At 51.7% G+C, this 22,541-nt stretch carries 18 protein-coding genes and 1 pseudogene; 2 read left to right on the top strand and 17 right to left on the bottom strand.

The genetic code is table 11. The features are described 5' to 3' along the window. Nucleotides 1–11: 11 nt before the first annotated feature. Nucleotides 12–1,592 (bottom strand): T9SS type B sorting domain-containing protein, encoded by a 1,581-nt coding sequence (locus tag DCC81_RS18730; protein ID WP_165806641.1) that lies wholly within the window; start codon nt 1,590–1,592, stop codon nt 12–14. 475 nt (nt 1,593–2,067) lie between these two features. On the opposite strand from DCC81_RS18730, the gene DCC81_RS18725 reads away from it, so the two are divergent. After that, complete coding sequence (locus DCC81_RS18725) at nt 2,068–2,805, top strand: tyrosine-protein phosphatase (RefSeq protein ID WP_108688098.1); 738 nt, start codon at nt 2,068–2,070, stop codon at nt 2,803–2,805. 2 nt (nt 2,806–2,807) lie between these two features. Here DCC81_RS18725 and DCC81_RS18720 read toward each other — a convergent pair whose 3' ends face one another. After that, nucleotides 2,808–4,283, bottom strand: coding sequence for a T9SS type B sorting domain-containing protein (locus DCC81_RS18720; RefSeq protein ID WP_165806640.1), 1,476 nt, complete (start codon nt 4,281–4,283; stop codon nt 2,808–2,810). A 531-nt stretch (nt 4,284–4,814) separates the two neighbouring features. Between DCC81_RS18720 and DCC81_RS18715 the strand changes: the two genes are divergently transcribed. Beyond that, nucleotides 4,815–5,582: a hypothetical protein gene (locus DCC81_RS18715; protein ID WP_165806639.1), complete on the top strand. Its 768-nt coding sequence runs from the start codon at nt 4,815–4,817 to the stop codon at nt 5,580–5,582. A gap of 83 nt (nt 5,583–5,665) precedes the next feature. On the opposite strand, the gene DCC81_RS18710 is transcribed toward DCC81_RS18715, so the two are convergent. The 15 genes and pseudogenes from DCC81_RS18710 to DCC81_RS18640 all read right to left on the bottom strand — a co-directional run bounded on the left by DCC81_RS18710 (nt 5,666) and on the right by DCC81_RS18640 (nt 22,529). Continuing rightward, nucleotides 5,666–6,184, bottom strand: a complete 519-nt coding sequence (locus tag DCC81_RS18710; protein ID WP_108688095.1) for a PglD-related sugar-binding protein — start codon at nt 6,182–6,184, stop codon at nt 5,666–5,668. Continuing rightward, on the bottom strand, nt 6,181–7,131 hold the full coding sequence (locus tag DCC81_RS18705) for an MraY family glycosyltransferase (protein ID WP_108688094.1): 951 nt from the start codon (nt 7,129–7,131) through the stop codon (nt 6,181–6,183). The genes DCC81_RS18710 and DCC81_RS18705 overlap by 4 nt, the downstream gene beginning before the upstream one ends. Nucleotides 7,132–7,136: 5 nt before the next feature. Then, complete coding sequence (locus DCC81_RS18700; protein ID WP_108688093.1) at nt 7,137–8,072, bottom strand: NAD-dependent epimerase/dehydratase family protein; 936 nt, start codon at nt 8,070–8,072, stop codon at nt 7,137–7,139. A gap of 4 nt (nt 8,073–8,076) precedes the next feature. Continuing rightward, complete coding sequence (locus tag DCC81_RS18695; protein WP_165806638.1) at nt 8,077–9,378, bottom strand: glycosyltransferase family 4 protein; 1,302 nt, start codon at nt 9,376–9,378, stop codon at nt 8,077–8,079. Between the two features lie 19 nt (nt 9,379–9,397). Further along, entirely contained in the window at nt 9,398–10,534 is a 1,137-nt protein-coding gene (wecB, locus tag DCC81_RS18690) for a non-hydrolyzing UDP-N-acetylglucosamine 2-epimerase (protein ID WP_108688091.1), read from the bottom strand. A gap of 12 nt (nt 10,535–10,546) precedes the next feature. Continuing rightward, nucleotides 10,547–11,665 carry a polysaccharide biosynthesis C-terminal domain-containing protein gene (locus tag DCC81_RS18685; RefSeq protein WP_108688090.1) on the bottom strand — a complete coding sequence of 373 codons (1,119 nt, stop codon included), beginning with the start codon at nt 11,663–11,665 and terminating at the stop codon, nt 10,547–10,549. 1 nt (nt 11,666) lies between these two features. Further along, entirely contained in the window at nt 11,667–12,101 is a 435-nt protein-coding gene (locus DCC81_RS18680) for a cupin domain-containing protein (protein WP_108688089.1), read from the bottom strand. Continuing rightward, nucleotides 12,101–13,126 carry a polysaccharide biosynthesis protein gene (locus DCC81_RS18675; protein ID WP_108688088.1) on the bottom strand — a complete coding sequence of 342 codons (1,026 nt, stop codon included), beginning with the start codon at nt 13,124–13,126 and terminating at the stop codon, nt 12,101–12,103. Before DCC81_RS18675 ends, DCC81_RS18680 begins: the two co-directional genes overlap by 1 nt. Nucleotides 13,127–13,147: 21 nt before the next feature. After that, a complete protein-coding gene (locus DCC81_RS18670; protein WP_108688087.1) occupies nt 13,148–14,266 on the bottom strand; it encodes a glycosyltransferase family 4 protein in 1,119 nt (372 codons plus the stop codon). 92 nt (nt 14,267–14,358) lie between these two features. Beyond that, the gene (locus tag DCC81_RS18665) at nt 14,359–15,450 is read right to left on the bottom strand and encodes a glycosyltransferase (RefSeq protein ID WP_108688086.1); all 1,092 of its coding nucleotides are present in this window, start codon (nt 15,448–15,450) and stop codon (nt 14,359–14,361) included. 11 nt (nt 15,451–15,461) lie between these two features. After that, on the bottom strand, nt 15,462–16,886 hold the full coding sequence (locus DCC81_RS18660; RefSeq protein ID WP_108688085.1) for an O-antigen ligase family protein: 1,425 nt from the start codon (nt 16,884–16,886) through the stop codon (nt 15,462–15,464). 81 nt (nt 16,887–16,967) lie between these two features. Beyond that, nucleotides 16,968–17,132: pseudogene (locus DCC81_RS26100) on the bottom strand (DapH/DapD/GlmU-related protein); the annotation flags it as partial. A 311-nt stretch (nt 17,133–17,443) separates the two neighbouring features. Continuing rightward, complete coding sequence (locus DCC81_RS18650; protein ID WP_108688083.1) at nt 17,444–18,757, bottom strand: lipopolysaccharide biosynthesis protein; 1,314 nt, start codon at nt 18,755–18,757, stop codon at nt 17,444–17,446. Between the two features lie 17 nt (nt 18,758–18,774). After that, nucleotides 18,775–20,091, bottom strand: a complete 1,317-nt coding sequence (locus DCC81_RS18645; RefSeq protein ID WP_108688082.1) for a nucleotide sugar dehydrogenase — start codon at nt 20,089–20,091, stop codon at nt 18,775–18,777. Between the two features lie 32 nt (nt 20,092–20,123). Beyond that, on the bottom strand, nt 20,124–22,529 hold the full coding sequence (locus DCC81_RS18640) for a GumC family protein (RefSeq protein ID WP_108688081.1): 2,406 nt from the start codon (nt 22,527–22,529) through the stop codon (nt 20,124–20,126). Between the last annotated feature and the right edge of the window lie 12 nt (nt 22,530–22,541).

Below are 22,541 nucleotides of genomic sequence, written 5' to 3'. Positions count from 1 at the left end.
GCACGCCCGGTTTAGCCCCTCACCAGGGTTACCGCACCGGTCTGTTTGCGGTCCTGTCCCTGCGCATCGCGGTAAATGAGCACCCACACGTAAGCGCCTGCTTCCTGTAACTGTCCTTTGAAATACCCGTTCCACCCGGTACTGGGGTCGCGGGTGTCGAACAGGGGCTGGCCCCAGCGGTTGTAAATAGTGAGGCGGTAGTTCATGATGTTGGCGTATGCCCTGGGTTTGAAGATGTCATTGCGCCCATCGTTATTCGGGGTAAAAGCATTGGGCACCACTACCGCGCATTGGGCATCATTGCGGGTTACGCTGGCGGTGCCGCTTACCTGGCAATGGTTGGCATCACTTACCAGCACTTCGTAATTACCGGCATCCAGGCGGGTGAAGCTGTTTTCCGCCTGCCAATGTATGCCATCTACGCTATAGCTGTAAGGTGCCACGCCCCCATCCGGCACAATGGATACCTGGGGCTCCTCATTATCACACGTGATGGGATGAGTGGTGATATTATCGATCCGTAACACCGGCGGGTTATCAATGTCAATGCCATCCACCACGGTGGCACATCCTGCCGCATCGCGCACGCTTACGCTGTAAGTACCGGCGGCCAGGTTGCTGAACTGTGGTACATCCCGGACGGCGAGGCTGCTCATACTGTAGGTATAAGGAGCCTTGCCGCCAACGGTACTGAGCGTAATGGCGGCATCATTACGGTTACTGCAGGTGGGCGGTGTTATGTGCGGGGTAACGCTCAGCGCAGTGGTGCCCACGGTCACGGTACGGTTGCTTACAATGCCCATTGCATCTGTAACGCGTACATTGTAAGTACCTGCGGGCAGGTTATTCACGGTTGCGGTGGTGTAATTTCCCGGTGTCCATAAATACTGGTAGCCGGTGGTATTGTCCGCGATCTTTACCCGTGCGCTGCCATTTTCACTACCTGCGCAGGCGCCTGTCGTTTCCGTGCTGATCACGGGTAGTGCGTGTAGCGCAGTAGCAAAGTTATCAAAGAGGGTGGCGGTGTAGCGGCTGGATGCGCAACCCGCATCATTATCCGGGCCAATGATGATGTACCGCAGGTCTGTGGCGGGGGTGAACACCGCGGTATAACGCTGCCAGTCCTTGTGCATAAAGTTTTCCGTGTGCCAGAGCAATACTTGTTTTTCCGCGGCGGCATTGCTGCCATAAATAGCAAAGGAACCACTGCAAATGCCGGTGGAATAATAAGGCGGGTAAGCCAGGTCGAAAGAAACGGTGTAGGTAACGCCGGCCTTCATAGGCGCGGCGAGTTGCTGGCCAATGGCCTCGTCATAAAAAGGCGCATGCAGGCAACCCATGTAGGTGTTACCATCAGATGGTGCGTGGTGAATGTCACTAATGCCAGGCTGAATATCCGGCGTTTGCCCGAATTTGAACCAGCCTTTGGGTGCAGCATCCACCTGCGCCCCGTCTTCAAACGAGGGATTAGTGATGGGAATATCCACGCCGGTGGCGGTACTGTTATTGCTTCCCAGGCCTGCGCCGTCCGGCGGCATGACTGCCGTTTGGGCCAGGGCGCCGGTAGTAAAACCATTTAGCAATAAGAGCAACCCAAAACATCTAAAGTTGGCACAGGTTACGTCCCCGACGTACCGTAATACATCCAGCATACAAACTCAATAAAGTTGGCAATAGCTGTCAGCGCGGTTTGCTACGATCTCCGGCTGGTGCTCCACAAATAGCCGGTCAGCACCGGGAAGATCTAAAGGGCAGTCCCGCTGGCAGTCCCCGCGATTCCAGGCGGGTAGCATAGAGAAAAAACGCTGATGCGTTGTTGGCTTAGGTTTGGGTCCAGGAAAGATAGCACAGGACGGGGAAGCAGGAGCTCACTTCCACCGGCAACACGGTATTTTCCCCGATTGCAATGCGAAGTTAGTACAGTCTATGTCATGGCGCTTAGGTATAGGTGTTATTGATATGTTATTGCCCATCCCGGCAGACCGGCACAGGCTTTGCCTGCGCAAGGAACACGCGGGCCTTTACATTTATGCTTAAGTTTGTAAAACCGCGCAAAACGCATCGTTCATGTTATTCTTTAAACGAAACCCGGACCCCGTGCAAACGGAAGGATTCCTGGCCTGCATAGGCACCGATCTTCACTCCCACCTGCTCCCCGCTGTAGACGACGGCGTGCAGGACACCGCTACCAGCATTCACTTTATGCGCCAGCTGCAAGCCTGGGGCATCCGCCATTTTATTACCACGCCGCACATAAAATCAGAACGCTATGATAACTCCCCCGCCACCTTGCAGCCTGCGTATGAGCAACTGCAGGCGGCCATGCGGGAAGAGGGCCTTAACGTGCCACTGCACTACGCAGCGGAGTACTACCTGGATGAAACCATTGACGAGCGGCTCACCCAACCTTTACTCACCCTCAAAGACAAGCTGGTGCTGGTAGAAGTATCCATGGCCTTTTCACAGGCACCCATGTACCAGTGGCTTTTCCAACTGGAAACCGCCGGCTATCAACCCCTGCTGGCCCACCCCGAACGTTACATGTATATGCATGAAAATTTCAGCCAGTATGAAACCATCCGCTCCAAGGGTGTGCAACTGCAGGTGAACCTGCTCTCCCTGGCCGGTTATTACGGGAAGCCCATCCAGAAAATTGCGGAGCGCCTCATTGATGCAAAACTGGTGGACTACGTAGGCACGGACATTCATCATCATAAACACCTGGAGGCCCTGGAAGAACTGGGCCAGCGCAGGAAAATAGTGCGTATGCTGGAGACCTATGGGTTCAAAAACCAGCAGCTCTAAGGTCAGCGTATCAACGACAGGCTCCCCGTTTGTTTCATAGCCTGGTTCTTACCATTGGTATAAGTGACCATCCAGAGGTATTGGCCTATCTCCGCCTTACGACCATGGTCCATGCCATCCCAGCCCATCCCCGGATCGCTGGTGGCGAAAACCATGGAGCCCCAGCGGTTGTATACCGTAAGCCGGTAACTGGTCACCGCATCGTGCATCCATAAGCGGAAAACATCGTTCTTCCCGTCACCGTTTGGTGAGAAGGCGGTGGGGATGATCACCGCGCAGGTCACTTCATCCCGCGTGATCTCCGTGCTTCCCTGCACCGTGCAGTTATGACCGTCAGATACCTGGTAGGTGTAAGTACCCGGGGCCAGGTTTATGAACGCACTATCGCCCTGCCAGCTTTCCCCGTTTACTTTGTACAGGTAAGGTGCGGTGCCGCCTGTTGCCGTGAGGAGTATTTTGCCATCGTTGCTTTCACGGCAGCTGGTGGGGAAATTTTTCAAATCCGTGATGCGCAGCCCCTCCGGCTGGTTTACCACTATCCCATCCATGGCGATGCCGCAGCCCCAGGCATCCTTCACTTTTATATTGTAACTGCCGGCCATAGCGCCTTTCAGCACTGCGTTGTCACTGAAGGTGCGGCCACCATCGTAGCTGTACGTATACGGCGCGTTGCCCCCGCTGGGCTGCAGGGATACCTGCCCATCCGGCAGGCCATAGCAGCTGGCGTCTATCACGCTGGCGGTGGTTTGCAGGTCTATCTGGCCTACGTTTACAGACATCACCGTGTCTGTACCATTGGCGCTGCGTACCCGCACCGTATAACCGCCTGCGGCCAGGTGGGCGGCATGGGCAGACCGGAGGCCGGTTTGCTCCCATTCGTAGTTGTAAGGGCCTACGCCGGAAACCACGTTTACGGAAGCCTCGCCAGAATTAAAATCCCTGCAGGTGGCCCGGGAAGAGATGGTCACCACCGGCACCTCGCGGATGTTGCCGGAAAGGTTATCTACCAGGGCACCAGTGTAATAACCTTTACCGCAGGACATTTCCAGGTAAGGCCCCACGGTGAGATAACTATAGTCGTGCTTGGGCTGGAAGGTGGCAGTGAAACGCTTCCATTCCGTGTTATAGAATGCATGGGACACCCAGAGTGTTTCCGCCTTTTCTCCCAGGCTATTGCCTGCCCACACGGCAAAAGAGCCTGCACAGAGTATGTTTTCCGCGTACCTGGGCGGATAAGCAAGATCGAACGACATCGTGTATACATGGCCGGCACGGAGCGTACCGGATAACTGCTGGGAGAAGGCCTCCTGCCAGCCGTTGGAGAAAATGGCGCCTACGTAGGTCTTCCCATCGCTGGCGGACAGGCTGATGCCGGCAATGCCAGGCTGGGTGTCCGGTGTTTTGCCTACCCGCACCCATGGCGGGGGCGGATCACCAATATGGACAGGTCCTTCCAGAGACGGGTTTGTAATTGACACATCCTGTGCGTCAGATTGGATAGTTGCTGATAAAAGGATGCCTAACCAGCAGCAAAGAGGGAACAACCGGCGGGCAAGACCAGCGGAAATAGCTTTCATAGGACACGATCACTTCAAATAGGTATCTACTATAAGGTTTTCATCGGGCGCGTTGTGGTGCGGAACAAAGATATTCTTTAATTCAATAATAATTAAATTATAACTTATATGTTATTATACATCTTTGTGTTAGGGGCGGGTGCTTGTAACCGGGAAATATTGATTAGAATTGTGTTAATCTTTTAGGCCGGCGGCAGCCAGGCCTGCTTTTTGAAAAGGATCCATCGTCTCAAACCCACAGTGATGGCCACTAAACAACTAGGGCGTGTTGCGCGCTCCCTCTTATTTCCTGTATTGTCTCTTTGTGTTACAGCGAGCACAACAGTAGCACAAAAGCTTGCGCTCGGTAATGCGCCCCGTTTGTACGTTGGTATGGATGACTACGGAACTACGGCCGGGAATTTTTTCCGGCAAAACAATATTAGCACGCAGGTGCGCATCATATACGAAGGCAGCATTGATCCGCAGCGCGTGCACCAGGTCAATGCAGATTCCCTGAGGGCGGCCATTACCCGCGCATTCCCCGATCCGCAGCAGGGTGGCATCGGTGTGCTGGATATTGAATCGGCGCCCTACAGTACTATGCGGAAGGCCGATAGAGGTTCTGCGGATTTTAACAGTGCGGTGAATGACTATTTCATCAAGGCCATCCGCATTGCCAAAGCCACCAGGCCTAATGTATATTGGGGCTTCTATGGCTTACCGTATAATAATTTTGCCCGCAACAGTGCCGGCAGCTGGGATGCCACCTGCCAGAAGCTATCCCCCCTGTTCCAAGAAGCGGATATCCTCTTCCCCTCGCTCTATGAACGCAACAGCCGCTTTCTCACGGGCGCGGATCTGAATAGTGATAATGCCGACAATGTGCAGGGTTTCATGCAGCACATTCTATCCTTTGCCGTAAGGATCAACAAACCGGTAATGCCATTTATTTGGCACCGCTGGCATCCCAGTTCTGCCAGGGACGCCAATCACGTGATACCGCAGGATGAATTCTCCAGGTATTTACAATCCATAACAAAAGCTGGAAAAGGCAATCCCCTCTTCAAGGGCATTGTATGGTGGGGGGCAGACGTATACCTGTACCGGTACCATAAGGATCAACTGGGGGACGATGAAAGGCAGCAGAATAATTTCAGTGATTACCATGATTCCCTGCTGATGCAGTATGGGAAGTCCGCATTGAAGGCATTGCAATAGAAGACCGGATATATCCTGGAAACGACTAAGCCTGCAGTACAAAACCGCAGGCTTTTCAATTATGGCTTCATTTATTCAATAATTCATCCAAAAACCGCACCTGGCGGCACTTCCGTCCAGGAGGGCACTTTGGCGTTCCGCAGTACGGTGGCATTAGGGCCAATGACAGCGCCCTCGCCTATTTCCGCGCCGCCACCAATGTAAGCACCGGGATAAACGCTCACATAATCGCCCACTATTACATCATGGTCTACAGCGGCATTCATGTTGATGACGGCGTGTTTGCCTACCTGCACGCTGGCCTGCAGTACCGCGCCGGCCAGCACTACGCTTCCCTTACCCACCTCCGCACTGGCCGCTACTACTGCAGTGGGATGCACTAACGTGGCAAAAATATGCACGGACCTTTCTGCTATCAGCTTTCTCACTTTATTGTTGCCAATGCCGCACAGCAAAGGCACCTCCGGCCGGAAAGCCGTGCTATAAGGCATTCCCCCAGCGGCATCGTCAAAATAAGCCAGTACCTGCAGGCCGCAGGCGCCCGCCAGGTCTGCCAGTACGCGGGCGTGCCCGCCAGTGCCATAGATCAGGATCTCCTTCATATGCCGCGCGTCATCAACTGGGGTTTTACCAATGTATAACAGGCAGCCAGTGGCACCAGTACTGCTGTCCAGATGGCCAACGGCGATGCGAGGACCCCGCTTATCACCAATACAATAACAAGGGCCTGCAACGCTGCATAGGCGCTGCTTACCACCAGGTGGGGCACCTTCTTTTCATTAGCCAGGATCTGGTAAAAATGCAGCCGGTGGGCCTTGAAAATATTCTGGCGCAGCAGCAAGCGGTGCAGGATGGTGAGCACTGCATCTATGCCATATACCGCCAGGAACAACAGGTAGCTCCAATCTCCTGTTTGCAAAATCAGTTTCAACAACAGGGTGAGTACCCAAAAGGCAATGGTAACACTGCCTACATCGCCCGCAAAACATTTTGCCTTTTTGCGGAAATTAAAGAACAGGAACACTACGCAGGCCAGCATTGGCAGCCAGAGCATATCCGGGTGTACAAACGGCACCCGGTAATAATTCACATACTGCAGTCCTCCCAATACCACCAGGCTGTAGGCACCGGTAATGCCGTTGATACCATCCATGAAATTATACGCGTTGATAATGCCAATGACCAGCACATACAGCCCCAGGATCATGTACCATGGCAGGTAGGTAAAAACGCCCAGGTAAAGGAACATCAGCGTTACCGCCGTTATATGGAACACAATACGGATACGGTTTGACAAGGTGTACACATCATCCAGGAAGCTGATAGTGCCGATCACCAGGACGCCGAACGCCGGCAGCATAAAATCACGGGGATGCAGTGTCAGCGCGGCAAGTGCCGCTACCAGGAATATAATACCTCCGCCGCGAATGGTGATGCGGGAATGCGAACTTCTCTCATTGGGTTTGTCAATGATACTGTAATGGTCTGCCACGCGGAAATACACCAGCATGGCCCCAAAGAACACCAATACAAGTAACAGGTAGATCATACGAACTAATTATGCCGGAAAAAACTTTGAATCGTGAGTGATAATCCGTCGCGGGCAGATACGGGCATGTGCTCTATACGGAGCGCGGACTTGATCTTGGTGTTAGACACCACGTAACTCTCCGTGAGTTTCTGTAACCGCTCGGAGTTCAGGGGCAGGTGCAGGCGGTCTCCGGTCTTTGCCAGGAACTGCAGGGCTCCCTTGGGCACCCTGAGCAGGCGGGCCTTGCACTCCAGGGTATCTGCAATGAGGGCTACCAGCTCGTTAGAGGAGAGCACCTCATCATCTGCCAGGTTATACACGCCGGACGGCACGCCCGGGTGGCGCAACAGCTGGTATACCACATAGTTCAGGTTTTCCACGCTCAGGAAAGAACGCTGGTTCTTAAAGGCGGCCAGCGGGTAAGGTATCCCTCGGCGTACCACGCTGTAAAGCAGGTTCAGATTGCCCTTATTACCCGGACCATGGATCATGCAGGGACGGAAAATGATCACGCGTTTATTACGGGGCAAAGTGGCATTCAGCAGGTACAGTTCCGCCTCCCGTTTGGATTGCCCGTAAGCTGTCCTGGGCAATGTATCCGGCGTTTCAGTAAGAATGCCGTCCACCTGGTCAGCTACGGCCTTTACGCTGGAAAAATAAATAAAATCCCGGGCCTCGCTCTGCAAAAAATGATCAAAGAACGTTTTGGTAAGGCCGGTATTGATCTCAAAATAAGCACTGGGATCGCTCACATTTTTGGTATCGTGGGCTTTGCCGGCAAGATGGATGTAAACATCAACACCCGGCACTGGTTTCAAATTGCGAATATCTGTCCAGCTCACATCATCCTGCATTTCCGGCGTGCGGCATACCCGCTGCACGGTCACCTGCCGGTCTTGCAGGTAAGGCAGCAAGTTGCTGCCCACAAAGCCGGAAGCACCTGTTATCAATACTTTCATGGCTCTAAATTTTCTGGTTGGACACCACCATGGTGTCAGGCACCTGGATGGACTGTCCCTGTTCACTAACTGGCGCGGCTATACGTTGTATCAACTGATGATACTGCATGGCCACAGCTTCTTTGGAATAATTGCCTTCAATGAAAGCCCTTCCCGCGGCTCCTTCCGCCGGCAATTGTTCTCTTTCTGCATATGCTTTGGCAATTGCCGCCGCATAGCTTTCATTATCATTGAGCCCTACCTTGCGCTGGGCGTTTGCTTTACGCATCAGGTTACTCAGGGGGGAATCGCTACCGGTGCTTACCAGCACCGGGCGGCCGGATGCCAGGATAGTATAGATCTTGGACGGGAACCCGTCGTTATCCATATCCGCACTCATCACAATCGTATGCAGGTCTGCGCTGGCATTGATCAGGGGCATGGCTTCCCGGGGCTGGTAGTCTAACAGGAGGATCGTATTGATGCCCCGCTCCGCGATCTGCTCCCGCAGCCACGCCTTACGCACGCCATCGCCCACAATGAGGAAGGTTACAGGCAGGTGCTCCAGCGCCTTTGCCGCATGCAGCACCGGTTCCCAGTTCTGCGCAAAACCGATATTACCCGCATAAGCGATCACAAATTTATCATCCAGCCCATGCTGCGCAGAAAATGCGTTGTGGCGTGCACCCGGCATGTATAGCTGTGTATCCACGAAGTTTGGAATAACGTGCAGCTTGCGCACATCTTTAAAACGGGGGCGGATAATGTCAGAGAATTTATCATCAATGGTCACCACAGCGGCACTGCGGTTATAGATAAATTTTTCAATGCCTTTCAGCACCTTAATGAGCAACCCATTCTTCACCACTCCCTGGTTAATAGCAAAATCCGGGTAGATCTCCTGCACATTGTAAATAGCCTTCCCTCCTTTCAAACCTGCTATCAGTGCGCCTACTACGCCAATGGTGAGCGGCGGGGAAGGTGACAATACCACGTCAAATTTATTCAGGGACAGGCCAATGCCTAGTCCCAACACATGAAATTTAATAAAGTCCACGATGCGGCGCAGGGTTCCCTTAGCCTTGGTCATGGGAATGTGATACACCTCTACGCCATCATACATACTGGTGTAATAGAGGCCTCCCCGGCGTTTGATAAGCGGTTGCGCGGCAATGGCGCTTTCTACTTTATTGTAATGTGGCGTAGATGTAAGCACCACCAGTTCATGCCCGTATTTTTTCAGCTCACTTACCAGGTCGGCATACAGGTATGCGGTAGACACCCCATCGGGTTTAAACACAATTGAATGGATCAGGATCTTCGCCACGGTCACTTATTTTAAGATTTTACAATTGCTCACTCCATACCACACGCTTCACATAGTCCGTGTAAGACAGGATAATACGTACCACTTTATCAGACACATTGGGCATGCTGTAGTCAGCCACCGGCCTGAAATTGCGCGGCTCCCGCTGCTGGTTTTGCAGCTCCACGAGGCCCTGCATGATACGCTCCGGGTTGAGGCCTACCATCATCACGGACGCTTCTTCCATGGCTTCCGGGCGCTCATGCGCCTGGCGGATATTGAGCGCCGGGAAATTGAGAATGGAAGACTCTTCGGAAATGGTACCACTGTCTGACAATACTGCCTTGGCCTGCATTTGCAGGGAAATATAATCGCTCAGGCCAAATGGCTTTAGCTGCTGTACCAGGGGATCAAACTGCACGTTCTTTGCCTCGATCATCTTGCGCGTCCGCGGGTGGGTGCTCACGATCACCGGCAACTTATACGTTTGCGCCACGGTATTAAGCGTGGTCACCAGGTTATTGAAATTACGTTCTGAGCTGATATTCTCCTCCCGGTGTGCAGATACCACGAAGTACTCACCCGCCTTAAGGCCCAATGTTTCCAGTACATTGGATTGCCTGATCTTGGGCAGGTAATGGGTCAGCACCTCAAACATAGGGCTGCCGGTCTTGATCACGCGATCGGGCGGCAAGCCTTCCCGCAGCAGGTATTCGCGTGCTATATCAGAATAAGTGAGATTGATGTCGCTGGTGTGGTCTACAATGCGACGGTTGGTCTCTTCCGGCACGCGCTGGTCAAAGCAACGGTTGCCTGCTTCCATGTGGAAGATAGGGATCTTGCGCTTCTTGGCCGGGATGGCGCAGAGGCAACTGTTGGTATCCCCAAGCACCAGGAATGCATCCGGCTTTTCCGCCTCCAGGACAGGATCTATCTTAATAAGGATCTGGCCGATGGTCTCTGTGGCCGTTTTACCGGCAGCTTCCAGGAAGTGGTCCGGCTTGCGCAGCCCCAGGTCCTCAAAAAATATTTGGTTCAGCTCATAATCATAGTTCTGCCCTGTATGCACCAGCACATGGTCTATGGCTGCAGATGCATCCAGCTTGGCCAGTACACGTGCCAGTCTGATAATCTCCGGGCGTGTGCCCACTACGGTCAGTACTTTCAGTTTTTTCACTTTGCTTAGCTGTTAAACAGTTTCAAAATAAGTATCGGGATCATTGGGATCAAAGAATTCATTGATCCAGAAAACCGTGATCAATTCTTCCTCCCCGGTATTTTTGATGTTATGCGAGTACCAGGTGGGCATGTCCACATAAGCCGGTTCGCTGCCATCGAGTTCAAAATTGAGTACCTCCTCCGTGTTGTACTTGCGCAGTTGTATCAATGCCTTGCCTTTGATCACCAGGAAGCGTTCTATCTTCCGGGTGTGAAAATGATTGCCACGGGTAATGCCCGGGTGGGTGGTCGAAAAAGACACCTGTCCCCCCTGCTGCAGCTTGATCATTTCTACAAACACGCCACGGTTGTCCGCATGCTGCTTCAGCTTTACGGGGAAATGGGTACCCTGGTCTATGTAGCTGCGGAAAGTATTGAAGAGATGTACACTGGCCACATCCGGCAGTTCCGGGAAAATACCCTGTTCAAAATACAGGGCCCGGAATTCCTGCAGTTGCGCAAGCAATTCAGACACGTAACTTTCACTGGTATGCGCCACTTCCAGTTCTGCGGCATTTACTTCCCCGCGGATCACGCGGAGGATCTCTTTACACAATTCATCCACGTGGATCAGTTTCAGGTAGCCATCCTGGTCTATCTTCGGTGTTTCCCCATGTGTAAGCTGGTAGCAGAAAGTGGCCACTACGGAGTTGTAGAACGGCTTGCCAAAAGGCCCGTATACATTGGGAATGAGCAGGCCGGTAAACACAGCACCGTTCTCCCTGGCCCAGATAGCCAGCAGCTCACGGCCGCTTTTCTTGGACTGTCCATACAGGTTATCCCTTACCTCCTGGGTGGAGGAAGAGAAAATAACATGGGGCTTGCAACCCGCTGCTGCCACGGCTTCCAGCAGTTTGGTCACCAGCTCCACGTTGGTATCATGGATAAATTGCGCATCCGGGTGGCGGTTCATCGCCGCCAGGTGCACGATCACATCGCATTCTTTCACCCACGCTTCCAGGGCTGCAGCGTCGTCAAAAAAAGATCTATCAAAAGGAACAGGGGTAAATTCTTCCTTGAGCAGGCTCACTGTGTTATACAGATAACTGCCGATGAATCCCTGCTGCCCGGTAATGCCTATTTTTTTCATATCATATGTTGTTCCAGTCCAGCCAAAGGCCGGCATCAAACTGCCAGCGGTCCTCAGCAGATTGTTCCAGGGTAAGGTTTGAGTAGACCAGTAATACCGAATCTTTTTCCAGTGCTTTAATGCCGTTGGCAAAACCAGGCGGCACACTGAGCACCGCGGGATGACCGGCATTTAATGTTTCATAGAAAGCGGGCAGCATTGCGGATGGTTTGGACCAGTCATCCGGCTGTACCCATGCGACCGCAAAGCTGCCTTTTACCACGTAGAAATATTTATGTTCTACCTGGTGGCCCTGCCAGGCACGCACTACCGAAGTATCCGGGTGGGTGATCTGGTAAAAGCGCTTTACACCGGGGAATTGAAAGTCATTCACAAAAGCGATCTGTCCCCGGGCATCTGTGTGAGCGCCGCCCTTCAGCAGTGTTACACCTTCCATTATTTAGCCAGCATTTCAGGAGTGGCCGTAAGTTGTTCCTGCACGTAATCCAGCGCCAGCAGCATATCGCGCAGCTCTTCGTTGGTAAGCCGGTAAGTATTATGGGAATGGTAGTCTTCTGACTGGGCCACGCGGTTGTTGCCTTCAGAAAAATATTTGGCATAGTTCAGGTCACGGTCGTCGCTGGGAATGCGGAAGTAGCCGCCTTCATCCTGGGCTTTGCCGTACTCCTCGCGGGTCAGGAGGGTTTCATACAGTTTTTCACCATGGCGGGGGCCTATCACCTGGATATCGTTGGTGGCGCTGAAGATCTCCTGCAGCACCTGGGCCAGCTGCATAATAGTAGCAGCGGGCGCCTTCTGCACAAAAATGTCACCGGGGTGGGCATGCTCATAGGCATACAGCACCAGTTCCACGGCGTTGTCCAGCGACATCATAAAGCGTGTCATTTCCGGGTCGGTGATGGTGAGCGGTTTGCCAGCCTTGATCTGGGAGATGAACAGGGGGATCACGGAGCCACGGCTGGCCATCACATTGCCATAGCGGGTGCAGGTGATCAGGGGTTTGGTATGCAGGCGTGCTTTTGAAATAGCCACTTTTTCCATCATTGCCTTGGAAATACCCATGGCATTGATGGGATATACCGCTTTATCCGTACCCAGGCAGATGATCTTTTCAATGCGGTGCTTAATGGCTGCTTCCAGCACGTTTTCCGTACCAAGAATATTGGTGCGCACGGCTTCCATGGGATAGAACTCGCAGGAAGGCACCTGTTTCAGCGCTGCGGCGTGGAAGATGTAATCCACCCCTTCCATGGCATTGTCAATACTGCGGAAGTCACGGGCATCCCCCAGGTAAAATTTCACCTTATCATTGCGCAGGAAAATGCGCATATCTTCCTGTTTCTTCTCATCACGGCTGAAAATGCGGATCTCTTTGATATCCGTATTCATAAAGCGTTTCAGTACAGCATTACCAAATGAGCCTGTACCACCGGTGATCAACAAAGTTTTGTCCTTGAACATGGTCTATGTGCGTTAAAATTTTTAAGAATAATGTTGTACGTTATCGTAGATCCTGATCCACTTATCAATGTTCTTCTCTATGGAGAATTGTTCTTCACAAAGACGGAAGGCGTTGCTGCGCATTTCCTCATACTGCACCTCGTCCAGTTCCAGCAGTGCATCAATGGCTTGTGCCAGGCTTGCCGGGGCGTTGGGCACATGCATGCCGGCATTGTATTCCGGCAGCAGTTCCCAGGGTGTATTCAGGGATGCAATAACGGGCGTGCCCTGGTTCAGGGCCTCTATCACTACGTTGCCGAAGTTTTCCGTATGGGAAGGCAGCACCAGCACATAAGACTCTGCATAAGCCTTTAGCTTGGCGGCGCCTGCCAGGTGGCCTGCAAAGATCACGCGTTCCTCCAGCCCTAGGCCTTTGACCAGCTGTTGCAGCTGGTCAAAATATTCCTGCTGCCCGTCATGCTTGCCGACGATCTTCAAAGTGTATCCCTTGTGCAGAAATGCTTTGGAAAGACTTACTGCTTCTATGAGATTCTCGATAGCCTTAATAGGGTGAATACGGCCCACGAACAACAACTGCTTTGTAACGGGAACGGCTATACGGTCTTCCAGGTAACAATAGTTCGGGAACTCTATTACCTGTGTATTATTTCCAAATACGCTCCGGATCTCGGCGGTTTCCTTCGGTGAGGTGGCATGGAAAATGGCCTTGTGACTGATCTTTCGAAGGAGCTTCAGGATAGGTTTTTTCTTCCAGGCGGAGTATTGTAATGCAGCCGTTGCACACTCCCCTCTTGGTGACCAGATCCAGCGTTGGCCTTTCACATAACAATACATGGCTGCCAGGAATGCAGGGTAATAAAAAAGGCTGGATAAGTGCAGGATATCATCCTTCTGTAACTGGCGCAGGGTGCTCCACAACGCACTTACATGATTGCTGCAATATTTTATTTTGCCGAAACCATAGTCGGCCCATTTGTTTACTGCGATGTTGTGCTTGCTATGGTCAATGCCTTCCTGTGTAGTCAGCACCACTACTTCCTGGCTGCGCTGCTGCAAAGCTTTTGCATGCCAGTAAAGCGTGTTACTGGGCCCCCCTGTTTGTGCAGGGTAAAATGATCCGTTCGTTAAAATGATTCTCATTATATGTTGGCTTTCCTAGAAATGGCGGGGACATTGCACCAAAAACAACATTCATACCAATGTAGCCCGGAGGTGTCCTCTCCTATGTTACCTTACTGTTTCCACGGCGCCACCGGTTGTTTTCCACCGTTGGTAACGTGAGCTATCAATTCCCTGAAATACTGTGCAGCAGCGGTTCCGGAGATACGACCGGCCCAGGAGCGCAATGCATTCCTGCGTGCCATATCTATCTTTCCTTTATCTATCTGCATGGCGATCAGTGCCGCCAGCTCCTCTATGTTTTCGCTTTGAAATACAGCACCATTGCTATTATTAATTAACACCGATGCGCCGCAATGGTTACTGCAGATCACCGGTGTGCCCTGCATCAGTGCTTCATTCACTACGGCCCCCCACCCGTCACGGCGGCTGGGCAGCACAAACAGGTCGTGCGATGCCAGGAATTGTTGCGCCTCCTGGTTATCCATGAAATCATAGAAGCGCACCCGGTCCTGCAACTGGTATTGCTCCACCAACTGCTCCAGCAGCGGTTTTACAGGTCCCTGCCCTACTATATCCAGTTCAAAGTGCTGATTTTTTAAACGGCCCAGTGCATGTATCAGCAGGTCCACGCCTTTACGTGTGATCAGGGAACCCGTGAACAGGATACGGAACGGCGGCATCTCCACTTGCACCGCAGCTTCCACCGGCACTATAAAATATCCCCATTCAAAGATCTTATGATCTGGCCATGCTGCCTTATGGAACAATTCGTAGCCTTTATTACCGATCGCAAGTATAAAGCTCACGTGCGCATTGTAGCGCATGCGCTGCCAGACACCGCGCAGATGCCGTAACTGTCCACGCCAGCCAAGCCAGTCATAGGGCTCCGCCATGATCCCAATGCGCGCTTTCCTGCGCACCGCCAGTTGCAGCGCCTTTGAAGACACCGGTGAATAGTTGATACCACTGAATATGTGTACGGTCTGTGCATCAGCAAACTGCTGCTGCACCTGCACTTCAGATGGTCCTGTGATCACGGCAACCCCTTGCATGTCCGGCAACTGCCAGCCCATGCGCGCACGCTCATCGCTCATCGCTTTATCTGCCATGAGAACGATCTGCCAGCCACTTTCCTTTGCCAGTGCCGTGAGAAATGCAGATTGGTGAGGGCTTACGATGCCCTGCCAAAAAACAACTTGCATGTTACAATGCGTTATGACTTACTAAGAGCCAGATTATCAAAAATAGAAGGCGGGAAAACAGGCTGTGGCGAAGGTGCCGCCGGTACAACTTCAGGGGCAGGTTTCATAACCCCTATACCAAACAGCAGCCAGATGAATAGCCCCATTCCCCCGAATGAAAATAACGTAGCTTCCCCCACGTTTGTGGCAAAAGCCGCCAGTACCAGCCAAGGCAACGCGATACTGCGAGCACGGATGAACTGCCGGAACAGAATGAACAGGAACAGGTAAAAGAAAAATGCACCTATATACCCGATCTCTTCAAAAACGGAGATAAATAACAACCCTTTTTCCACAGTAGCACCCACCGGCAAATCAAATATGGGATCGCGCTGTACTTCCAGGTCACCACGATTTGATGGCAAGCCAAAGCCAATACCGAACACCGGGTGGGCGGCGATATTGCGCTCCTGGTCACCCAGCTTCTGGCCACGCGACATATTATACGAACCTTTGAGGTCGGCCACCGTATCACGTTTCAGTAAGAATTTATAAACAGAAGACTGGATATCATCATACTTAAAGATCACCAGCACCGCAATAGCCAGTATCGCCACCATGCCGCCAAGTTTCCTGAACGGGGTGCCAAACTGTTTCAGTAAAGAACGGTGGAAGAATAATGCAAATATGATCAACAGCCCTGCTGCCACTACGATAGCCGCCAGCCCTGTACGCCCCTGCGTTAGCACAAGCGACCCTGCACCTAGTAATAACATCAGTATGTTGAAACGGTTATGCCGCTGAAGGAACACAACCTCCGCCAGTAGCAGGGCTATGTAAGGTGAAAGGAATACCGCATATGCCTGCGGATGGTTGAGGATACCCTGGAAGCCGGTGCCATTGCGGGCAAAACCCACAGAAGGGATGGCCAGGAATGGCAAGGAAAGCAATACTACCAATACAAACAAAGTATAAAACCAGTTGATCCAATAATCAACGGTTTTGCGTGAATTAGCAAAGCCCAGCAGGATACTGGAAGCTGCCAGCCCAAACTGGAACAGCTTACTTATAGACACCATGCTTTCATAGCTGCTGTAAAAAGTGATCAGTGTAACTACCAGCAAAAAGCCCAGCAGTGCTTTATAATACACCGGCATGCCTGCCCGGTTACTGGTGATCACCTTGCCAGCAAACACAAAGATGAGCACTATGCGCAGGAGCGAGATCACCGTCGACAAAGGCGCGTGGAACAATACCGGGTTTACCGCAAAGATCAGGAAGCTCACCGTAAGTGCCTTAATGCCCTTGTCCACATCCTTGGCAGCCCAATAAATACAAAGAACGCACAGTACAGCAGCGCCGGCTTCCCCGGCCAGCAGGACCGCCAATACCAGGCCGAAGAACTTCGCGAATTCCTTCGTGAATTTCAGTTCGCTATTCCGTAAGCTTTGTAACATATTTTTCTCCTGAAATGATTGTTATAATGTTTTAAATATTGCCGCATCCTTTATCCAGCTCCCGGTTTCCGGATCAAAGCTTCGGATGGGTTTTGCCGGCACACCACCCACAATGGTGTAAGGCGGTACATTTTTGCTCACCACACTGCCGGCGGCTATCATGGCCATATCACCGATCGTAACACCCCCCAGGATGGTGGCGCCTACGCCTATCCAAACCCCATTGCCGATGGTAATATCCAGTGATTGGGGCCGGCCTGCCATGCGCGGGCCTGCAGGGTCCAGCTCATGCGTGCCGGTGATGATATTTACCCGGCTGGAAATATCACAGCGGGCACCAATTCGCACAAACGAGCGGCCGCCCAGTATTACGGTATCGTGCCCGATAAAAGTATCTTCGCCTACGCTGAGACGGATGGCCTGTGAAATACGCACGGTGGAAAAAAGGCGGCAGCTTGGATGCACATCCTGCCCTGCACTGCGCCATAGCTTTGCCTTCAGCCCAAAAAAACGGGAGTCGGGCAGGCGCTTTATAAATCCGGTGATCAGTGCATACTTCATAATAACACTACTTTTTTACGCAGGTACAAATAGCAAGGCAAAAAGAAAGTAACGAAGTAAAGACCGGCGTTGCACATATAGGTGTAGGTAACGCCTATCCGGGGCAGCAGCAACACTTTCATCCCAAAGCTCAATACGGCAAACACCCCAAAGAACCAGGTAAACCGCTTGATCTCATCAATAGCGATGAAAAAGGCGCTGTAAAAATTGTAGTTGATGATGATCACGGCATTCACCGCTACCACGGTGATCAGCAGCTGGGTCATGTTCTCCACGCTGCCATGCGTGAACCATTTAAAGAAATGCGCATTAACAATGAGCGAAAGCACCACCAAAGCCAGCAGAGCCGCACCATTCATCAAGATGCCTTTTGTAAAGAAATTATTCAGCCAGCGCATGTCTCTTCTCAGAAAGGCTTCCCGGTTGGTCACCCAGAAACTGGGTGTGGCCAGGGCCACCATCATCGGGAAAAGGTCGTACACCCGCTTTACCGTGGCAAAGCCCGCCACCGCACTCGGGTTGATAGCATTTGTAATGAGGATGTTATCAAACGATGAATAAAAAAGGTAAGCCAGGTTGATCACAAAAAAATAAACGCTGGTACCAAAGATCTCCTTCACGGTGCCTTTGTTAAACAAAGCCAGGCTGGGTACAAACTGGGGTTTGTTGATCATAAGCGTTATGGTATTGATCAACTGCCCGCTCACAGGCCCCAGCACATACATGAGAATGAGCTGCGACAGGGAAAAATGCAGGTAAATGCCCAGTAATACCAGCAGGATGGTCACTATTTTGCCGCTGGCCTCATAGTAATTCAGAAAGTGCCGTTCCTGTATAGCATAACGTATTTTCTGGAAGATCACCAGCGGAAAGTTTATTACAAAGTAAAGCACCACGATAGTGAGCGACCGCTTTGCCTCGCCAATGAGGTGCTGGTCGTCCACCTTGAGCAGGTGTGCCCAGTCCACATGATCCTTGGTGGCCAGGTACATGCCGCAAATAACGCAGGCAATGACAATGATCATCACGAAGGAAGAGGATACGATCTTTCTTTCCGTTTCCACATCCTTCTCCAGGTAGGTTTTGGCTACCATGTTGATCAGGTTATTCGTGATCCCGAAATCTGCAAAATTGAGGATCTCAATCACTGACACCACGGTGAGCCACAGACCCAGGGCTATTTCGCCGTGGGCCTTCAATACCAGGGGAATAATGAGTATTGTATACAAGTACCCCAATCCCCTGGGTATTACAGACGTAAGCGTCCCTTTGAGAATCACTTTGGCTCTATCGCCTATCACGAGTTTCATGTTTCCGTTTCACATTTTTAGAGCCTGGCATCTACCAGGTTCCGGTCTATCAGCGCCTTCGTATCAAAGATCACGGCGTTGTTACGTTTGAATTTCAGATAGTCGAAGTCGGCAAATTCGCGGTGGGATACGGCGATGATAATAGCATCATATACCACGTTCTTGTCCAGTGTTTTATGGATATCCACACCGTATTCTTCTTTCACTTCCTGCACATCTGCCCACGGATCATAAATGTCTACATCCAGGCCAAAGTTCTCCAACTCATGGTAAATGTCTACCACGCGGGTATTGCGCACGTCGGGGCAGTTTTCCTTGAAAGTGATCCCCAGGATCAGGGCTTTGGCACCTTTGATCTTGTGGTCCTTTTCAATCATCAGTTTTACTACCTTGTTCGCCACAAACTGGCCCATCATATCATTCACCCGGCGGCCGGAAAGGATCACCTGCGGATGATAGCCCAGTGACTGTGCTTTATGTGCCAGGTAGTAAGGATCCACGCCAATGCAGTGGCCACCTACCAACCCGGGTTTGTATTTCAGGAAGTTCCACTTGGTACCCGCTGCTTCTATCACGTCGTTGGTATCAATGCCAATGCGGTCAAAGATCAGGGCCAGTTCATTCACAAAACTGATGTTCACATCGCGCTGCGCATTTTCAATAGCCTTGGAAGCCTCCGCCACCTTAATATTGGACGCCTTGTGGGTACCCGCTTCAATGATAGAGCCATAAAGATTATCCACGCGCTCCGCCACTTCCGGGGTAGATCCGCTGGTCACTTTTTTGATCTTGGTCAGCGTGTTCACCTTATCACCGGGGTTGATGCGTTCCGGGGAATAGCCGGCAAAGAAATCCTTGTTAAATTTCAGACCGGACACTTTTTCCAATACCGGCACGCAGTCTTCTTCGGTGCAGCCTGGGTATACGGTAGACTCATAGATCACGGTATCACCCTTTTTCAGGATGCTGCCCAGCATTTCAGATGCCTTGATAAGCGGGCGCAGGTCCGGCGCTTTGAACTGGTCAATGGGCGTGGGCACGGTTACGATAAAAATGTTGTAGGCCCGGAGGTCTTCTTTGTTGAAAGAAAAACGCAGTCCGGTTTCTGATTTCTTATCTTTTCCTTTGGCAATGGCCTCATTCAGCGCTTCCAGGTCGGCTTCCTGGGTGCGGTCTTTACCAGCACTCAGTTCTTCTATACGTTCCTTGTTGATGTCAAACCCGAGGGTGTCGTACTTTTTTCCGAATTCAATGGCAAGTGGTAGTCCCACATAACCTAAACCGATAATAGCAATCTTGGCGTTTTCGACCTTGTCTTTAAGAACCTGGCTCATATATTTTTTCGAAAGTTTTCTATTGATAGATGTTATCTGGAGCTAGTTGTTTTTTTAAACCGTTTGAAAATCCCCTTGTTTGTTTCCTGATAACCATATGCATCGCCATAACCATAACCGTAACCATAACCATAGCTGTAGCCACTGCCAGCTTTTACATCGTTCACAATAAGGCCCATGTTTCCCAGCTTACGCTGCAGGTACAGGTCTTTGCAGAACAACAGCTGATGCTTGAACGTGTGCCCAAGTCTTACTACGTACAGGGATGCATCCGCGTAGCGGCCCAGCAGTTGGGCATCTGTCACCAGGCCTATAGGAGCACTATCTATGATCACGTAGTCAAATTCCGCACGCAGGTAAGCAAAGAGCGCCTCGGTCTTCTCCATCAGCAGTAGCTCTGCCGGGTTGGGAGGGATAGGACCGGAAGGGATCACCCAGAAATTCTCATGTTGGCCGGACGGCTTTAATAACTCATTTAATGGTGTCTGGCCAATTACATAGCTACTGAAACCGACATGATTGGCAAGGCCCAGCCTTTCGGATATTTTGGGCTTGCGCAGGTCCATTTCCACGAGCACCACTTTTTTGCCAGACATGGCGATGATGGTGGACAGGTTCATGGCGATGAAGGACTTGCCCTCGCCGCTCATGCTGGAGGTCAGCAAAATTACCTTTTTACCGCTGCCAGCCAAGACAAATTGCAGGTTGGTACGCATGGCGCGGAACTGCTCTGCCAGGGAGGTATGGGTATTTTTGCCTACCGTGAGGATGGCCTCACGCGGGCTATGCCCTATTTCGGCAATGATCGGCACCGGTAAGATACTGGTTATGTCCGTACGTTGGTTGATGCGTTTGTTCAAAAGATCCCTGAAATACAGCCAACCCATGGGAAGGCCCAGGCCTATGAGCAGGCCCAGGGCATACACCAGCGGGCGTTTGGGCTTAAAGGGCAATGGTTCGCTCTTACCGGCATCTACGATGCGGGCAATAGCAATATTTGAAGTTTTGGATATGGCGGATTCTTCGCGCTTTTTCAGCAGGAACAGGTACAACTCCTGCTTCACTTCCTGCTGGCGGGAGAAGTCAAGGTAAATGCGCTCCTTGCCTGGCACCTGGTGGATCTTATCCGTAAGCATACCGGCCTGGCGCTGCAGCTCTGCAATGCTTACATCAATGCCCCTGTTCAGCGAGGCCAGGTTGCTCTGCAGGTCTGTACGGAGGCCCGCCAGTTGCTCGTCAATATTGCGCACTACGGGATTATGCTCCGTGCTGGACATCATCTGGCGTTCCCGCTCCATTTCCAGGGTATTGTACTTCTGTACCAACGCCATGAAGCCGGGGTCCTGCACAATGAGAGAAGAGGGCATCACGCGTTTGTTATTCGTTTCATCTGCCAGGTATTGCTGCAGCGACTCCACCACGCTTTTACGCACCTGCTGGTCCGTAAGCTGCTTGGCAAAGTCTGTGGTACCTTCCACCAGGGCCTTTGACTGGGCCTGGAGGTCGGCTACCTCGTTCTGCTGCTTAAAGTTCTGGATATCCTTCTCTACCCCGCTCAGTTCCTGGCTTACCAGCTGCAGGCGGTTATCGATAAAGGCGATCGTACTGTCAGCGATGCGGTTCTTGTCGTCAATGCTGGCCTGCTGATAGGTGTCCAGCAGCGCGTTCACGATCTGCTCACCTTTACGGGGAATGGAAGAAATGAGGGAAAGATTGATCACGCTCACATCCTTGTTGGGGATGGCCGCCTCCAGGGCGGCCTGGTAATTCGCGGTGGCTTTATCGATGGAGGTTACGGACACCGTGTAATCTGAATTGGCCATATTTACCAGTTCATTGCGCATCACCTGCAGGATGCCTTCCTGTACATGCAGGGTATCTCCCCAATGGGCAGTTTTATCAACCCCGGCTTTTTTATTCTCCAGGTGAAATTGCTTACCGTCTGCAGTTTGCTGCACGGTATATTGCACATCGTTCAGGGTGTCTTTGAGGTAGATCCAGTGAAAGGTGAAAGGCAGGGCGCCCCATTCCTCCGTTTTCTTGATGCGGCCCTCCGCAAAGTAGGCTACGTTCAGCTGCAGTTTGCGCACCACATTTTCCATGAGGGTACGTGATTTCACGATCTCCAGCTCATTCTCCACGTTGCTCTTGCTATTGAAAAGATCCAGCTCGTCCAGCACATCTTTACCGGGTATATCACCACCCTTCTGCTGGTCTTCTACCAGGATCTTTGCATTGATCTTATAGTCCGGGGTTACATAACGCAGGTAAGCCCACGTGCCGGCCATACACACGATCACAGACAACAGGAACCAATACCAGTTCCTGGTAAACTTATCAAACAACTGCTGGAAGTCCGTGCTGCTATCCGCGGAGGTGCCAACGTGGTGCGTTGCGCCATTCACGGGGGTACCGTTTATATAATTATTCTCCTGCATAAAATAACTTTT

This window comes from Chitinophaga parva, assembly GCF_003071345.1.
Lineage (GTDB): Bacteria > Bacteroidota > Bacteroidia > Chitinophagales > Chitinophagaceae > Chitinophaga > Chitinophaga parva.
This window is presented reverse-complemented; position numbering and strand designations above follow the sequence as displayed.

Coding starts and splice junctions, on each gene's coding strand:
- DCC81_RS18700 (WP_108688093.1), bottom strand. CDS start 8,072: ATGAAAGTATTGATAACAGGTGCTTCCGGCTTTGTGGGCAGCAACTTG.
- DCC81_RS18705 (WP_108688094.1), bottom strand. CDS start 7,131: ATGATCTACCTGTTACTTGTATTGGTGTTCTTTGGGGCCATGCTGGTG.
- DCC81_RS18665 (WP_108688086.1), bottom strand. CDS start 15,450: ATGCAAGTTGTTTTTTGGCAGGGCATCGTAAGCCCTCACCAATCTGCA.
- DCC81_RS18660 (WP_108688085.1), bottom strand. CDS start 16,886: ATGTTACAAAGCTTACGGAATAGCGAACTGAAATTCACGAAGGAATTC.
- DCC81_RS18685 (WP_108688090.1), bottom strand. CDS start 11,665: ATGAAAAAAATAGGCATTACCGGGCAGCAGGGATTCATCGGCAGTTAT.
- DCC81_RS18640 (WP_108688081.1), bottom strand. CDS start 22,529: ATGCAGGAGAATAATTATATAAACGGTACCCCCGTGAATGGCGCAACG.
- DCC81_RS18675 (WP_108688088.1), bottom strand. CDS start 13,126: ATGTTCAAGGACAAAACTTTGTTGATCACCGGTGGTACAGGCTCATTT.
- DCC81_RS18680 (WP_108688089.1), bottom strand. CDS start 12,101: ATGGAAGGTGTAACACTGCTGAAGGGCGGCGCTCACACAGATGCCCGG.
- DCC81_RS18645 (WP_108688082.1), bottom strand. CDS start 20,091: ATGAGCCAGGTTCTTAAAGACAAGGTCGAAAACGCCAAGATTGCTATT.
- DCC81_RS18670 (WP_108688087.1), bottom strand. CDS start 14,266: ATGAGAATCATTTTAACGAACGGATCATTTTACCCTGCACAAACAGGG.
- DCC81_RS18725 (WP_108688098.1), top strand. CDS start 2,068: ATGTTATTCTTTAAACGAAACCCGGACCCCGTGCAAACGGAAGGATTC.
- DCC81_RS18710 (WP_108688095.1), bottom strand. CDS start 6,184: ATGAAGGAGATCCTGATCTATGGCACTGGCGGGCACGCCCGCGTACTG.
- DCC81_RS18650 (WP_108688083.1), bottom strand. CDS start 18,757: ATGAAACTCGTGATAGGCGATAGAGCCAAAGTGATTCTCAAAGGGACG.